Source organism: Streptomyces sp. TS71-3, from assembly GCF_018327685.1.
Lineage (GTDB): Bacteria > Actinomycetota > Actinomycetes > Streptomycetales > Streptomycetaceae > Streptomyces.
The window spans coordinates 4717851-4732242 of record NZ_BNEL01000001.1; the positions used below are offsets into that span (position 1 = coordinate 4717851).

At 71.5% G+C, this 14392-nt stretch carries 12 protein-coding genes; 4 read left to right on the forward strand and 8 right to left on the reverse strand.

Going from position 1 to position 14392, the window contains the following annotated elements; all coding sequences use genetic code 11:
• Positions 1-76 precede the first annotated feature (76 nt).
• Genes pgl through tkt form a run of 5 tightly spaced genes read right to left on the reverse strand, consistent with a single transcriptional unit; the run spans position 77 to position 6751 of the window.
• A complete protein-coding gene (pgl, locus tag Sm713_RS19065; RefSeq protein ID WP_212910793.1) occupies positions 77-862 on the reverse strand; it encodes a 6-phosphogluconolactonase in 786 nt (261 codons plus the stop codon).
• Positions 859-1938 (reverse strand): glucose-6-phosphate dehydrogenase assembly protein OpcA, encoded by a 1080-nt coding sequence (gene opcA, locus Sm713_RS19070; RefSeq protein WP_212910794.1) that lies wholly within the window; start codon positions 1936-1938, stop codon positions 859-861. Before opcA ends, pgl begins: the two co-directional genes overlap by 4 nt.
• Positions 1935-3482, reverse strand: coding sequence for a glucose-6-phosphate dehydrogenase (zwf, locus tag Sm713_RS19075; RefSeq protein WP_249416382.1), 1548 nt, complete (start codon positions 3480-3482; stop codon positions 1935-1937). Before zwf ends, opcA begins: the two co-directional genes overlap by 4 nt.
• Before the next feature lie 5 nt (positions 3483-3487).
• Positions 3488-4609 (reverse strand): transaldolase, encoded by a 1122-nt coding sequence (gene tal, locus Sm713_RS19080; protein WP_212910795.1) that lies wholly within the window; start codon positions 4607-4609, stop codon positions 3488-3490.
• A 54-nt stretch (positions 4610-4663) separates the two neighbouring features.
• Positions 4664-6751 carry a transketolase gene (tkt, locus tag Sm713_RS19085; protein WP_212910796.1) on the reverse strand — a complete coding sequence of 696 codons (2088 nt, stop codon included), beginning with the start codon at positions 6749-6751 and terminating at the stop codon, positions 4664-4666.
• 431 nt (positions 6752-7182) lie between these two features.
• Between tkt and Sm713_RS19090 the strand changes: the two genes are divergently transcribed.
• On the forward strand, positions 7183-8157 hold the full coding sequence (locus tag Sm713_RS19090; protein WP_374196007.1) for a heme o synthase: 975 nt from the start codon (positions 7183-7185) through the stop codon (positions 8155-8157).
• Positions 8158-8236: 79 nt separating this feature from the next.
• Positions 8237-8653 carry a hypothetical protein gene (locus Sm713_RS19095; protein WP_249416383.1) on the forward strand — a complete coding sequence of 139 codons (417 nt, stop codon included), beginning with the start codon at positions 8237-8239 and terminating at the stop codon, positions 8651-8653.
• A 385-nt stretch (positions 8654-9038) separates the two neighbouring features.
• Here the strand turns inward: Sm713_RS19095 and Sm713_RS19100 are convergent, their stop codons facing one another.
• From Sm713_RS19100 to Sm713_RS19110, 3 genes are all read right to left on the reverse strand, one after another.
• A complete protein-coding gene (locus tag Sm713_RS19100) occupies positions 9039-10043 on the reverse strand; it encodes a heme A synthase (RefSeq protein WP_212910798.1) in 1005 nt (334 codons plus the stop codon).
• Positions 10044-10127: 84 nt separating this feature from the next.
• Complete coding sequence (locus tag Sm713_RS19105; protein WP_212912116.1) at positions 10128-10871, reverse strand: ABC transporter permease; 744 nt, start codon at positions 10869-10871, stop codon at positions 10128-10130.
• Between the two features lie 112 nt (positions 10872-10983).
• Positions 10984-11907, reverse strand: a complete 924-nt coding sequence (locus Sm713_RS19110; protein WP_212910799.1) for an ABC transporter ATP-binding protein — start codon at positions 11905-11907, stop codon at positions 10984-10986.
• Positions 11908-12123: 216 nt separating this feature from the next.
• Here Sm713_RS19110 and Sm713_RS19115 point away from each other — a divergent pair, with 216 nt between their 5' ends.
• Positions 12124-12924 (forward strand): metalloregulator ArsR/SmtB family transcription factor, encoded by an 801-nt coding sequence (locus tag Sm713_RS19115; protein ID WP_249416384.1) that lies wholly within the window; start codon positions 12124-12126, stop codon positions 12922-12924.
• Positions 12921-14342 carry a Fe-S cluster assembly protein SufB gene (gene sufB, locus Sm713_RS19120; protein ID WP_212910801.1) on the forward strand — a complete coding sequence of 474 codons (1422 nt, stop codon included), beginning with the start codon at positions 12921-12923 and terminating at the stop codon, positions 14340-14342. The genes Sm713_RS19115 and sufB overlap by 4 nt, the downstream gene beginning before the upstream one ends.
• The last annotated feature ends 50 nt before the right edge of the window (positions 14343-14392 follow it).

The following is a 14392-nucleotide window of genomic DNA, read 5'->3' on the forward strand; positions in this document are numbered from 1 at the left end:
AGCGCACGGCTGAGGGGCGGTGGCGCCGCGCGCCACCGCCCCTCAGCGCTCGCGGCCGAAGCTGTCCTTCACCGCCTCACGCGGATGCCGGCGGATACAGGCTCCGCGGCAGCCGGCCCGCAGCCGCCCGGTCCAGCAGCCACAGCGTGCGCGACCTGCCGTACGCGCCCGCGGCGGGCGCCTGCACCTCGCCCGCCCCGGACAGCGCGATCTCCGCCGCCCGTGCCTTGTCCTCGCCCGCCGCCAGCAGCCAGACCTCACGGGCCGCGCGGATCGCGGGGAGGGTCAGGGAGATACGGGTGGGCGGGGGCTTGGGCGCGCCGTGCACGCCGACCACCGTGCGCTCCGTCTCGCGGACCGCGGGAAGCTCGGGGAACAGCGACGCCACATGCGTGTCGGGACCGACGCCCAGCATCAGCACGTCGAAACCGGGCACCGGGCCGTGGTCCTCGGGGCCGGCCGCGGCGGCCAGCTCCTCGGCGTAGGCCGCGGCCGCCGCGTCGGCGTCCTTGCCGTACGGGCCGTCCGAGACCGGCATCGCGTGCACCCGCGCCGGGTCCAGCGGCACCGAGTCGAGCAGGGCCTGGCGGGCCTGCGTGACGTTGCGCTCCGGGTCGCCCTCCGGCAGGAACCGCTCGTCGCCCCACCACAGGTCGAGGCGGGCCCAGTCCACCGCGTCCCGGGCGGGCGCGGCGGCGAGCGCGGCCAGCAGGCCGTTGCCGTTGCGCCCGCCCGTGAGCACGACCGAGGCCGTGCCGCGGGCGGACTGGGCGTCCACGATCCTGGTGATGAGCCGGGCCGCCGCGGCCTGGGCCATCAGCTCCTTGTCACGGTGGACGACGAGCTGCGGTGCCGTGCTCACTTGGCCGGCGCCTTCTTGGCCTCGGCCTTGGCCGAGGTCTTCTTCGCCGGACCCTTGGCCGGCTCCTCCGCCCGCGCCACGGGCTCCGAGGAGCCCTCCGAGGACGCCGACGCCCGCCTACCGGGGTTGCCGCCCTCAGAGGCGTCCTCGGGCTCGGTGAGCCGGTCCACGCCGTACCGCAGCGCGGACGCGTAGATGTCGTCGGGGTCGAGCCTGCGCAGCTCCTCCGCGATCAGCTCCGACGTCTCACGCCGCTGGAGCGCCACCGCGCGGTCCGGCTGGCCCTGGATGGACAGGCTCGCCAGCGAGCCGTTGGCGCGGTGCAGGACGATGGGGCCGCTGGTGGTCTCCATCCGGACACCGGTCAGCCCGGGCCCCGTGGACAGCGCCCGCCGCACCGGCACGTCCAGGCGGTCCGCCAGCCACATCGCCAGCAGCTCCACGCTCGGGTTGAACTCCTCGCCGTCCACCTCCGCGCTGGTGACCCGGCACGTGACCTGGTCGAGGGCGGCGGCCAGCATCGAGCGCCAGGGCGTGATGCGGGTCCACGCCAGGTCCGTGTCGCCCGGGGTGTAGGCCTCGGCCCTGGCGCCCAGCTCCTCCAGCGGAGCCTCGGCGGCGTAGGTGTCCGTGACCCTGCGCTGGGCCAGCGCGCCGAGCGGGTCCTTCGCGGGGTCGAGCGGGGCGTTCACCGGCCACCAGACGACCACGGGGGCGTCCGGCAGCAGCAGCGGCAGCACCACCGACTGGGCGTGGTTGACCACCTCGCCGTACAGCCGCAGCACGACCGTCTCGCCGGTGCCCGCGTCCGCGCCCACCCGGACCTCCGCGTCCAGGCGGGAGTTCGTGCGGTCACGGGGCGAGCGGGAGACGCGCTTGACGACGACGAGCGTGCGGGACGGGTGCTCATGGGACGCCTCGCTCGCCGCCTTCAGCGAGTCGTAGGCGTTCTCCTCGTCGGTGACGATGACCAGGGTGAGCACCATGCCGACGGCCGGACTGCCGATCGCGCGGCGGCCCCGCACCAGGGCTTTGTTGATGTCGCTGGCCGTGGTGTTCGTCAGGTCGATGTTCATGGCCGACGCCAGCTCCGTCCGTCTCGTTCGAGCATTTCGTCCGCCTCGACGGGTCCCCAGGTGCCCGCGGGATACTGCGGCGGCTTGCCGTTCTTCGCCCAGTACCGCTCGACCGGGTCGAGGATCCTCCAGGAGAGCTCGACCTCCTCGGTGCGCGGGAAGAGGTTGGCGTCGCCGAGCAGGACGTCCAGGATGAGCCGCTCGTACGCCTCGGGGCTGGACTCGGTGAAGGACTCGCCGTAGGCGAAGTCCATCGACACGTCCCGCACCTCCATCGAGGTGCCCGGCACCTTCGAGCCGAACCTCATCGTCACGCCCTCGTCCGGCTGCACCCGGATGACCAGGGCGTTCTGGGTCAGCTCCTCCGTCGCGGTGTGGTCGAAGGGGGAGTGCGGGGCGCGCTGGAAGACCACCGCGATCTCGGTGACGCGCCGGCCCAGGCGCTTGCCGGTGCGCAGGTAGAACGGCACGCCCGCCCAGCGGCGGTTGTCGATGGCCAGCTTGACCGCGGCGTAGGTGTCGGTGCTGGAGTGCGGGTCGATGCCCTCCTCCTGCAGGTAGCCGATCACCTTCTCGCCGCCCTGCCAGCCGGCCGCGTACTGCGCCAGCACCGTGTCCTTGCCGAGCTCCTTGGGGAGCCGCACGGCGCCGAGGACCTTGGTCTTCTCGGCGGCCAGCGCCTGCGCGTCGAAGGAGGCGGGCTCCTCCATGGCGGTCAGCGCCAGCAGCTGGAGCAGGTGGTTCTGGATGACGTCGCGTGCGGCGCCGATCCCGTCGTAGTAACCGGCGCGGCCACCGATGCCGATGTCCTCGGCCATGGTGATCTGCACGTGGTCGACGTAGCTGCGGTTCCAGATCGGCTCGAAGAGCGTGTTGGCGAAGCGGAGCGCCAGGATGTTCTGGACGGTCTCCTTGCCGAGGTAGTGGTCGATGCGGAAGACCTGGTCGGGCGCGAAGACCTCGTGCACGATGGCGTTCAGGTCCTGCGCCGAGGTCAGGTCGTGCCCGAAGGGCTTCTCGATGACGGCCCGCCGCCACGATCCGTCCGCCTGGTCGGCGAGGCCGTGCTTCTTCAGCTGCTGCACGACCTTGGGGAAGAACTTCGGCGGGACCGAGAGGTAGAAGGCGAAGTTGCCGCCGGTGCCCTGGGCCTCGTCGAGCTCCTTGATGGTGTCGCGCAGCTGCTCGAAGGCGGCGTCGTCGTCGAACGTGCCCTGGACGAAGCGCATGCCCTGGCTGAGCTGCTGCCAGACCTCCTCGCGGAACGGCGTGCGGGAGTGCTCCTTGACCGCGTCGTGGACCTCCTGGGCGAAGTCCTCGTGCTGCCACTCGCGGCGCGCGAAGCCCACCAGGGAGAAGCCCGGGGGCAGCAGGCCGCGGTTGGCGAGGTCGTACACGGCCGGCATCAGCTTCTTGCGGGACAGGTCGCCCGTGACCCCGAAGATCACCAGGCCGGACGGCCCCGCGATGCGCGGGAGCCGCCGGTCGGCAGGGTCACGGAGCGGGTTCGCCCCGGTGACCTGGGTGTCGGTAGCGCTGGACACCGTGCTCAGCCCTCCGCGGGGGTGAGGCGCTTCAGCTCCGCCTCCGTGGACTTGAGGAGGTCGGTCCAGGACGCGGCGAACTTCTCGACGCCCTCGTCCTCCAGGACCTTGACCACGTCGTCGTACGAGATGCCCAGATTCTCGATGGCGTCGAGGTCCGCCCGGGCCTGCTCGTAGGAGCCGGCCACGGCGTTGCCGTTGATGTCGTCGCCGTGGTGCGCGACGGCGTCCAGGGTGGGCTCCGGCATGGTGTTCACCGTGCCGGGCGCGATCAGTCCGGCCACGTACAGCGTGTCCGGGTAGTCCGGGTTCTTCACGCCGGTGGAGGCCCACAGCGGACGCTGGCGGTTGGCGCCGACCCGCTCCAGGACGGACCAGCGGTCCGAGCCGAAGGCCTCCTCGTAGGCCTGGTAGGCCAGCCGGGCGTTGGCGACGGCGGCCTTGCCGCGCAGCGCCTTGGCGTCGTCGGTGCCGAGCTTCTCCAGGCGCTTGTCGACCTCGGTGTCCACGCGGGACACGAAGAACGACGCCACGGAGCGGATCTTGGACAGGTCGAGCCCGGCGGCGTTCGCCTTCTCCAGGCCCGCCATGAAGGCGTCCATCACCGCGCGGTAGCGGTCCAGCGAGAAGATCAGCGTGACGTTGACGCTGATGCCGCGGCCGATGGTCTCGGTGATCGCCGGCAGGCCCGCCTCGGTCGCCGGGATCTTGATGAAGGTGTTCGGCCGGTCCACCAGCCAGGCCAGCTGCTTGGCCTCGGCGATGGTCGCGGGGGTGTTGTGCGCGAGCCGCGGGTCGACCTCGATCGACACCCGGCCGTCCTGACCGCCGGTGGCGTCGAAGACCGGCCGCAGGATGTCCGCGGCGTCCCGGACGTCCGCGGTGGTGATCATCCGGACGGCCTCCTCGACGGTGACCCGCCGTACGGCGAGGTCGGCGAGCTGCTGCTCGTACCCGTCACCGGAGGAGATCGCCTTCTGGAAGATCGTCGGGTTCGTGGTGACGCCCACGACATGCTGCTGGTCGATCAGCTCGGCGAGGTTGCCGGACGTGATGCGCTGGCGCGACAGGTCGTCCAGCCAGATCGCCACGCCTTCGTCGGAGAGGCGCTTGAGTGCGTCTGTCATGGAATCTGCATCTCCTGGTCTGAGATTTCTTCGATATCTCGGGTTACACCAGCGTCAGCGCTGGGCGGCGGCAAGGGATTCCCGTGCCGCGGTGGCTACCGCCTCGGCCGTGAATCCGTACTCGCGGAACAGCGTCTTCGCGTCCGCGGAGGCGCCGAAGTGCTCCAGCGAGACGATCCGGCCCGCGTCGCCGACGTAGCGGTACCACGTCCACGCGGTGCCCGCCTCGACGGCCACCCTTGCCTTCACCGACGGGGGCAGTACCCGATCCCGGTACCCCTGGTCCTGCTCCTCGAACCACTCGACGCAGGGCATCGAGACGACCCGGGTCGGCACGCCCGCGGCCTGCAGCTCCTCGCGGGCCGCCACGGCGACCTGGACCTCGGAACCGGTGGCGATCAGCACCACCTGGGGGGCGCCGCCGTCGGCGTCCAGCAGCACGTAGCCGCCGCGCACCGTGTCCTCGTTCGGCTCGTACACCGGCACGCCCTGGCGGGTCAGCGCCAGGCCGTGCGGGGCGCCCTTGCCGAACACCTTGGTGTACCGGCGCAGGATCTCGCGCCAGGCGATCGCGGTCTCGTTGGCGTCGGCGGGCCGGACGACGTTGAGGCCGGGGATGGCGCGCAGCGCCGCCAGGTGCTCCACCGGCTGGTGCGTGGGGCCGTCCTCGCCGAGGCCGATCGAGTCGTGCGTCCACACGTACGTCACCGGCAGGTGCATCAGCGCCGAGAGCCGCACGGCGTTGCGCATGTAGTCGGAGAACACCAGGAAGGTGCCGCCGTAGATACGGGTGTTGCCGTGCAGCGCGATGCCGTTCATCGCCGCGGCCATCGCGTGCTCGCGGATGCCGAAGTGGATCGTGCGGCCGTACGGATCGGCGTTCGGCAGCGGGTTGCCCTCGGGCAGGAACGAGGAGTTCTTGTCGAACGTGGTGTTGTTCGACCCCGCGAGGTCCGCCGAGCCGCCCCACAGCTCGGGGACGACACCGCCCAGCGCCTGGAGCAGCTTGCCGGAGGCGGCCCGGGTCGCCAGCGAGCTGCCGGGCTCGAAGACGGGAAGGTGGGTCTCCCAGCCGGCCGGCAGCTCGCCCGCGGAGATGCGGTCGAACTCCGCGGCGTTCTCGGGGTTCGCGGTGCGCCATGCGGCGAGCTGCTTGTCCCACTCGGCCCTGGCCTCACGGCCGCGGTCGAGGGCGCCCCGGGTGTGCGTGATGACCTCGTCGGGCACCTCGAACGACTTCTCCGGGTCGAAGCCCAGCACGCGCTTGGTGGCCGCGACCTCGTCGGCGCCGAGGGCGGAGCCGTGCGCGGCGCCGGTGTTCTGGGCGTTCGGCGCGGGCCAGGCGATGATCGAGCGCATCGCGATGAACGACGGACGCTCGGTCTCCGCCTTCGCCGCCTGGAGGGCGGCGTAGAGGGCCTCCGGGTCCAGGTCGCCGTTCTCCTTGGGCTCGACACGCTGGACGTGCCACCCGTACGCCTCGTACCGCCTGACGGTGTCCTCGGAGACCGCGGCCTCGGTGTCGCCCTCGATGGAGATGTGGTTGTCGTCCCAGAGCAGTATCAGATTGCCCAGCTTCTGGTGGCCGGCGAGCGAGGAGGCCTCGGAGGAGATGCCCTCCTGGAGGCAGCCGTCGCCGGCGACGACGAAGACATGGTGGTCGAAGGGGGAGGTCCCGGCCGGGGCCGCGGGGTCGAAGAGACCGCGCTCGTAGCGCGCGGCCATCGCCATGCCCACGGCGTTGGCGACACCCTGGCCCAGCGGGCCCGTGGTCGTCTCGACCCCGGCCGTGTGCCCGTACTCGGGGTGCCCCGGGGTCTTCGAGCCCCAGGTGCGGAACGCCTTGAGGTCGTCCAGTTCCAGCCCGAACCCCGCCAGGTAGAGCTGGATGTAGAGGGTCAGGGAAGAGTGGCCCGCGGACAGGACGAAACGGTCACGGCCGGTCCAGCCGGGATCCGCCGGGTCGTGCCGCATCACCTTCTGGAAAAGGGTGTACGCGGCCGGTGCCAGGCTCATGGCCGTACCAGGATGGCCGTTGCCGACCTTCTGTACGGCGTCGGCGGCCAGGACACGGACCGTGTCCACGGCTCGTTGGTCCACCTCGGTCCACTCGAGGTCTGTGGTGGTCGGCTTGCTGCTCACCCTGGTCAGGGCTCCTCTCCACATGTCGAGTGCCGGCCCACTTCACGGGCGCCGGCCGCAGTCGAGCCTACCCCGGGGGCAGGGCCCGGATTTCGCCTCATCAGAGCGCGGCGGCAACGGCCGCAACCGGCCCGTGAGGTGCCCCTCGACCCGCGGCGCGGCGCGTGCTCGCGGGGAGCCGGGCCGGAAGTCGTGGAGGCAGCCGCGGCGGGGTGCCCGGGCGGCTGCGCGGGCGGTGCCGTCCGGGGTGCGGGGGCGGTTCCGGCCGTGTGGCGCGGACGGCATCGCCGGTGGTCGTCGCCGTGTCAACACGACGGACCCCCGCGAAGGGCGCGCAAGGGGCAACGTCTACAGTGGCGTGGTACGCGCGAGCCTTCACCGGGACATCACAAGCCCAGAGGCTTGCTGGGATGTCTCTGTCAGGGGTGTGCGTGACGGCCGTTGAATCCCGTTCACCGGATGGGACCTCCTCCCATGCCGTGAAGGGTGCGGAGGAGCTGGGACCGACTCCGGTCCACCGGCCGTTCGGGGCCAGGCTCAAGGCCTTCGTGGCGCTGACCAAGCCGCGGATCATCGAGCTTCTGCTGATCACCACGGTGCCGGTGATGTTCCTCGCCGCGCAGGGCGTGCCCGACCTCTGGCTCGTGCTCACCACGTGCATCGGCGGGTACCTCTCCGCGGGCGGTGCCAACGCCCTCAATATGTACATCGACCGCGACATCGACGCCCTGATGACACGCACGGCACAGCGCCCGCTCGTCACCGGCATGGTCTCGCCCCGAGAGGGACTGGTCTTCGGCCTGGCGCTCGCGGTCGTGTCCACCCTCTGGTTCGGCTTCCTCGTCAACTGGCTGTCGGCGTGGCTGGCCCTGGGCGCGCTGCTCTTCTACGTCGTCGTCTACACGATGATCCTCAAGCGGCGCACCTCCCAGAACATCGTCTGGGGCGGCATCGCCGGCTGCATGCCCGTCTTCATCGGCTGGTCCTCGGTGACCGGTTCGCTCTCCTGGGCCGCGGTCATCCTCTTCCTGGTGATGTTCTTCTGGACGCCGCCGCACTACTGGCCGCTGTCGATGCGGGTGAAGGACGACTACGCGCGCGTGGGCGTGCCGATGCTCCCCGTGCTCGCCTCCAACCGGGTCGTCGCGCGGCAGATCGTCCTCTACAGCTGGGTGATGGTCCTCGTCTCCCTCGCGCTGACGCCGCTCGGCTACACGGGCTGGTTCTACACCTCCGTGGCGCTGGTCACCGGCGGCCTGTGGCTCTGGGAGGCGCACGGCCTGCTGAACCGCGCGAAGGCGGGCCAGGTGGGCGCGAAGCTCAAGGAGATGCGGCTCTTCCACTGGTCGATCACCTACGTCTCGCTGCTCTTCGTCGCGGTGGCCGTGGACCCGTTCCTGCGCTGAGGCCTCGCAGGGGCGGGCCGATGCGGTGGTGTGATCCCGCCCATCGTGCGTTTGTTAACTCGCCGGTAGCATCCTGCCCATGGCAGACACAGAGCAGGTGGACGGCGGCGGTCCCGACGACGACGGTACGGCCGGCGGCGCCACCGGCCGGGACGGCGGGCGCTGGAGCGCCGAGGGACGGCGGGCCGCACGGGACGCCCGGACGGTGACCCGGCTCGCCCGGGAGATCGGTACCTTCGCCCGTGCGCACGGCGGCGCGGACGGCCACATCGCCTACCTGGGCCGCAAGGGTGCTCGGGTCGTGCTGGTGGGGGCCGACGGCCGCTGGGGCGATCTGGTGGCCCCGAGCGAGGTGCTGGCGCGGCAGGCGGCGGAGAAGTCCGACCTCACCGTCCACGAGGCCTTCGACGGCGAGTTGGCGGCCAGGGTGTCCACCGGCCCGTACGAGTGGTCCCGGATGGCGGGGATCCAGCTGGGCGGGCCTGCGCCCCGCTAGGGGCGCGGGGCTCTCTGCCACGGCGAGACCGTCGGGTCGTCACCGGCTCGGTGGGGTGGTTTCCGCCGTGTCCGGACCACCGGCCGGTGGGTTGTTCGCGCCCCGCGCCCCTACTAGGCGGGGCTACGCCCCGGATCAGGGGTGCGGGGGGCTGTGGATGTGCGGCTCCGCCGCGTGGGCGCGACCAGCCATGACTGGGGGCAGCTCCCACGCCCTTCAGGCAGTGGGGGACGTCAGGTCGTCACCGTCCCGGAGGGGCAGTTTCTGTCGTCGACGGACCACCCTGTCGGCGGGGGTTGCTCGCGCAGTTCCCCGCGCCCCTGTAGGGGCACTCCCTTGTTCAGGGCACCCCCTGAAGCGGTCCGAACCGCTCGCAGAGCGGCCCTCACACCGCCGACAACCGCACATCCTGCTGCGCCGGCACCGCGGCCACCACGGCGGGGCGCTCGCGGAGCGAGAACAGGACGCGCAGCACCGCGATCCACACCAGTGCGGAGCCCAGCATGTGCAGTCCCACCAGCGCCTCGGGCAGGTCCAGGAAGTACTGCGTGTAACCGATGACGCCCTGGGCGAGCAGCACCAGGAACAGCTCACGGGTGCGGTGCAGCGGCCCCACGGGCGCGTCGACCGCCTTGAGGACGAACCACAGCGCGAAGGTCAGCGTCACCACGACCCACGCCAGGACGGCGTGCACCTTGCTGACGGCCTCCCAGCTGATCGGCATCCGGTACACGTCGCTGGAGTCCCCGGCGTGCGGCCCCGCCCCGGTCACCACCGTGCCCATCGCGATCAGCAGCACCGTGGCCGCCACGAGGACCTTCACGAGCTGGGCCACGGCCTTGCCGACCAGCGGACGCGGCGGGGCGTCGCCCTCGCGGGTGCGCTGCCACATCAGCGCGGCCACCGCGATCAGGGCCGAGGTGAGCAGGAAGTGGCAGGCGACCGTGTACGGGTTGAGGCCCACCAGGACGACGAATCCGCCGAGCACGGCGTTGCCCATGACCAGCCAGAACTGCGCCCAGCCCAGCCGGGTCAGGCTCCGCCGCCGGGGCTTGGCCGCGCGCGCGGCGATGATCGCCCAGCCGACGGCGGCGCACAGCACGTAGGTGAGCATCCGGTTGCCGAACTCGATCGCGCCGTGGATGCCCATCGCGCGCGTGGTGGTCAGCGATCCGTCGGTGCACTCGGGCCAGGTCGGGCAGCCGAGGCCGGAGCCCGTCAGCCGTACCGCTCCGCCGGTGCACACGATGACCACCGCCATGACGAGGGCGGCGAGGGCGACCCGCTGCACGGTCCTGGTGGACGGGGTCCACCGGTCGGCGATGAGGGCGAGCGGATTGCGCACGGCGCGAAGTGCGTCGTCTCGGGTCACTTTCGGCACGGGCACCATCGTAGGCCGGTCGCTTGTGCACGCCTTCACGAGGGCCCGGTTCCGCGGCGCCGGCCGCGCTCGGTTACTCCCAGTGGGCCCCGGTCACTCCCAGCGGAAGAGCGCCGCCGCCGCTCCCAGCCCCAGTACGGCCCACACCCCGAGGATCCCGAGGTCGCCCCAGGGCATCGAGGCACCGTGCTGGAGCACGTCCCGCAGGCCGTCCGAGAGGGCCGACAGCGGCAGCAGGCCGAGCACCGCCTGCGCCGCGTCCGGGAACCGGTCCAGCGGCACGAGCACGCCGCCGCCGGCCAGCAGGAGCAGGAAGACCAGGTTGGCCGCGGCCAGCGTGGCCTCCGCCTTGAGCGTGCCCGCCATCAGCAGGCCGAGCCCCGAGCAGGCCGCGGTGCCCAGCACCAGCAGCAGGACGACGGCCGCCACCCCGCCGTGCGGCGACCAGCCCAGGGTGAGCGCGATGAGCGTGAGCAGCACGACCTGGAGCACCTCGGTGACCAGCACCGACAGCGTCTTCGCCGTCATCAGGCCCCAGCGGGGCAGGGGCGAGGTGCCCAGCCGCTTCAGCACGCCGTACCGCCGTTCGTAGCCGGTGGCGATCGCCTGGCCGGTGAACGCCGTGGACAGCACCGCGAGGGCGAGGATGCCGGGCGCGAGGAAGTCCACCGGGCTGGCCGCTCCGGTGTCCACGATGTCCACGGAGCTGAAGAGCACCAGCAGCAGGGTCGGGATCACCACGGTCAGCAGGAGCTGCTCGCCGTTGCGGAGCAGCATCTTCGTCTCCAGCACCGCCTGCGAGACGATCATCCGGTGCAGCGGCGCCGCCCCGGGCATCGGCGTGTACGTACCGGCACTCACCCGCGCAGCTCCTTGCCCGTGAGTCCCAGGCCGTGCTCTCCCGGGGGACGGCCCCCGGACCCCCGGCCCGACGGCGTTCCGTACCCGTTCACCCGCGCAGCTCCTTGCCCGTGAGTTCCAGGAAGACGTCCTCCAGGGTGTGGCGCTCGACGGAGATCTTCTCCGGCATCACGCCGTGCTGGGCGCACCAGGAGGTGACGGTGGCCAGCATCTGGGGGTTGACCTTGCCGCTCACCCGGTACGAGCCGGGGGTGAGCTCCTCGGCGCCGGAGTCGGCGGGCAGCGCCTTGAGGAGGGACGCCACGTCGAGCCCGGGGCGGCCGAGGAAGCGCAACGTGTTCTCGGCTCCTCCGCGGCACAGCTCGTCGGGGGAGCCGTGCGCTATCACCCGTCCGGCGTCGATGATCGCGACGTCGTCGGCGAGCTGCTCGGCCTCGTCCATGTAGTGGGTGGTGAGGATGACGCTCACCCCGTCCGCGCGCAGCTCGCGCACCAGGTCCCAGGTGGCGTGCCTGGCCTGCGGGTCCAGGCCGGCGCTGGGCTCGTCGAGGAAGACCAGCTCGGGCCGGCCGACCACGGCCATGGCGAGCGCCAGGCGCTGCTGCAACCCGCCGGACAGCCGCCGGTAGGTGGTGCGGCCGCAGGCGGCGAGCCCCAGGCGCTCGATGAGGGCGTCGACGTCCAGCGGGTGCGCGTGCAGGCCCGCCACGTGGCGCAGCATCTCGTCCGCGCGTGCGCCCGAGTAGACGCCGCCGGACTGGAGCATCACCCCGATCCGGGGGCGCAGTTCGCGGGCCTGGCGGCGCGGGTCGAGGCCGAGGACGCGCACCGTGCCCGCGTCCGGCCTGCGGTAGCCCTCGCAGCACTCGACGGTGGTGGTCTTGCCGGCGCCGTTGGGGCCGAGGACAGCGGTGATGCCGGGAGCCGTGGTGAGGTCGAGACCGTCGACAGCGGTCTTGGTGCCGTAGCGCTTGACCAGGCCGTGCACATGGACCACCGGCTCACTTTGCATGGCGGAAGTCTAGGGAGGACCCCTCGGAAAGGAACCGGCGGGGCGGTGCGCGATCGCACCCGCCGGGGCACGCGCCGCTCGGCGCCGTGCCGTCCGGCCTGCCGTTCTCCCAGGTCGTGGGCATGATCGGGTTAGGCAAACCTAAGTGACGCAGGGCACCCCGATCGGCCGATCACCGGGTTGTCAGCCTCTGAAGAATTACGCAACAATAGCGTTGTGAAAAACGGTGCCGACTGGCAGGCGGGTCCCCCGCAGGAGGAGCTCGCGGCTGGGTTGCGTGCGGACCTGTCCACACGCGACCGAGTCGCGCGCTCCATCCTGGACCACGGCCCGTCGACCGTGGCCGACCTGGCCGGCCGTCTGGGCCTCACCCAGGCGGCCGTCCGAAGGCACCTGGACGCACTGGTCGCCGACGACGTCGTGCAGCCCCGCGAGCAGCGGGTGTACGGCGCGCGCGGCCGCGGCCGCCCCGCCAAGGTGTTCGCGCTGACCGACTGCGGCCGGGACGCCTTCGACCAGTCCTACGACAAGCTCGCCGCGGAAGCCCTGCGCTGGATCGCGCGGAGCGCCGGCGGCGGCGCCGCCGGGCAGGCAGCCGTGGCGGCCTTCGCGCGCGACCGCATCGAGTCGCTGGCGCAGGCGTACCGCGCGGCGATCGAGGCCGCTGCGCCCGAGGAGCGCACCATGGCGCTGGCCAGAGCGCTGAGCGCCGACGGGTACGCTGCTACGGCGCGCAGCGCACCCGGCCGGAGCCAGGGCGAGCAACTGTGCCAGCACCACTGCCCGGTCGCCCATGTGGCCGAGCAGTACCCGCAGCTCTGCGAGGCGGAGACCGAGGTGTTCTCGCGCCTGCTGGGTACCCATGTGCAGCGGCTGGCCACGATCGCCCACGGCGACGGGGTCTGCACGACGTTCATCCCGGGCGACCCCGGCCAGGCGCCCGCCCCGCCGCAGCAGTACGCCCCGAAGCAACAAGATCACTCATCCGAAAGCACGGCCGGGAGGAACCCCGCATGACTCTCCCCACGGAGACCGCCCACCCCGAGCTGGAAGGCCTGGGCACTTACGAATACGGCTGGGCCGACTCCGACGTCGCCGGTGCCGCCGCCAAGCGCGGCCTGAACGAGGACGTCGTCCGGGACATCTCCGGCAAGAAGTCCGAGCCCGAGTGGATGACCAAGCTCCGCCTCAAGGGCCTCCGCCTCTTCGAGAAGAAGCCCATGCCGAACTGGGGCTCCGACCTCTCCGGTATCGACTTCGACAACATCAAGTACTTCGTGCGGTCGACCGAGAAGCAGGCGGAGAGCTGGGAGGACCTGCCCGCCGACATCAAGGCCACGTACGACAAGCTCGGCATCCCGGAGGCGGAGAAGCAGCGCCTGGTCGCGGGCGTCGCCGCCCAGTACGAGTCCGAGGTCGTCTACCACCAGATCCGTGAGGACCTGGAGGAGCAGGGCGTCATCTTCCTGGACACGGACACCGCCCTGCGGGAGCACCCGGAGCTCTTCAAGGAGTACTTCGGCACGGTCATCCCGGCCGGCGACAACAAGTTCGCCGCGCTCAACACCGCCGTCTGGTCCGGCGGCTCCTTCATCTACGTGCCGAAGGGCGTGCACGTGGAGATCCCGCTCCAGGCCTACTTCCGCATCAACACGGAGAACATGGGCCAGTTCGAGCGGACGCTGATCGTCGTCGACGAGGACGCCTACGTCCACTACGTCGAGGGCTGCACGGCTCCGATCTACAAGTCGGACTCCCTGCACTCCGCGGTCGTCGAGATCATCGTCAAGAAGGGCGCCCGCTGCCGGTACACCACCATCCAGAACTGGTCGAACAACGTCTACAACCTGGTCACCAAGCGCGCGGTGGCCTACGAGGGCGCGACCATGGAGTGGGTGGACGGCAACATCGGCTCCAAGGTGACCATGAAGTACCCCGCGGTCTACCTGATGGGCGAGCACGCCAAGGGCGAGACGCTCTCCATCGCCTTCGCGGGCGAGGGCCAGCACCAGGACGCGGGCGCCAAGATGGTCCACCTGGCGCCGAACACCTCCTCGAACATCGTCTCCAAGTCGGTGGCGCGGGGCGGCGGCCGTACCTCCTACCGCGGCCTGATCGAGATCGGCGAGGGCGCCCCGGGCGCCAAGTCCAACGTGCTCTGCGACGCCCTGCTCGTCGACACGATCTCCCGCTCCGACACGTACCCCTACGTCGACGTCCGCGAGGACGACGTCTCCATGGGCCACGAGGCGACCGTCTCCAAGGTCTCCGAGGACCAGCTCTTCTACCTGATGAGCCGCGGTCTCTCCGAGGACGAGGCGATGGCGATGATCGTCCGCGGCTTCGTCGAGCCGATCGCCAAGGAGCTGCCCATGGAGTACGCCCTGGAGCTCAACCGGCTGATCGAGCTCCAGATGGAGGGCGCGGTGGGCTGACGCCCCCGCGACCCGCACGACAACCCCGGGCTCAGTCGCTGAGCCCCGCG

Coding starts and splice junctions, on each gene's coding strand:
- Sm713_RS19100 (WP_212910798.1), bottom strand. CDS start 10,043: ATGGTGCCCGTGCCGAAAGTGACCCGAGACGACGCACTTCGCGCCGTG.
- opcA (WP_212910794.1), bottom strand. CDS start 1,938: ATGAACATCGACCTGACGAACACCACGGCCAGCGACATCAACAAAGCC.
- Sm713_RS19095 (WP_249416383.1), top strand. CDS start 8,237: ATGGCAGACACAGAGCAGGTGGACGGCGGCGGTCCCGACGACGACGGT.
- Sm713_RS19105 (WP_212912116.1), bottom strand. CDS start 10,871: ATGCCCGGGGCGGCGCCGCTGCACCGGATGATCGTCTCGCAGGCGGTG.
- sufB (WP_212910801.1), top strand. CDS start 12,921: ATGACTCTCCCCACGGAGACCGCCCACCCCGAGCTGGAAGGCCTGGGC.
- tal (WP_212910795.1), bottom strand. CDS start 4,609: ATGACAGACGCACTCAAGCGCCTCTCCGACGAAGGCGTGGCGATCTGG.
- Sm713_RS19110 (WP_212910799.1), bottom strand. CDS start 11,907: ATGCAAAGTGAGCCGGTGGTCCATGTGCACGGCCTGGTCAAGCGCTAC.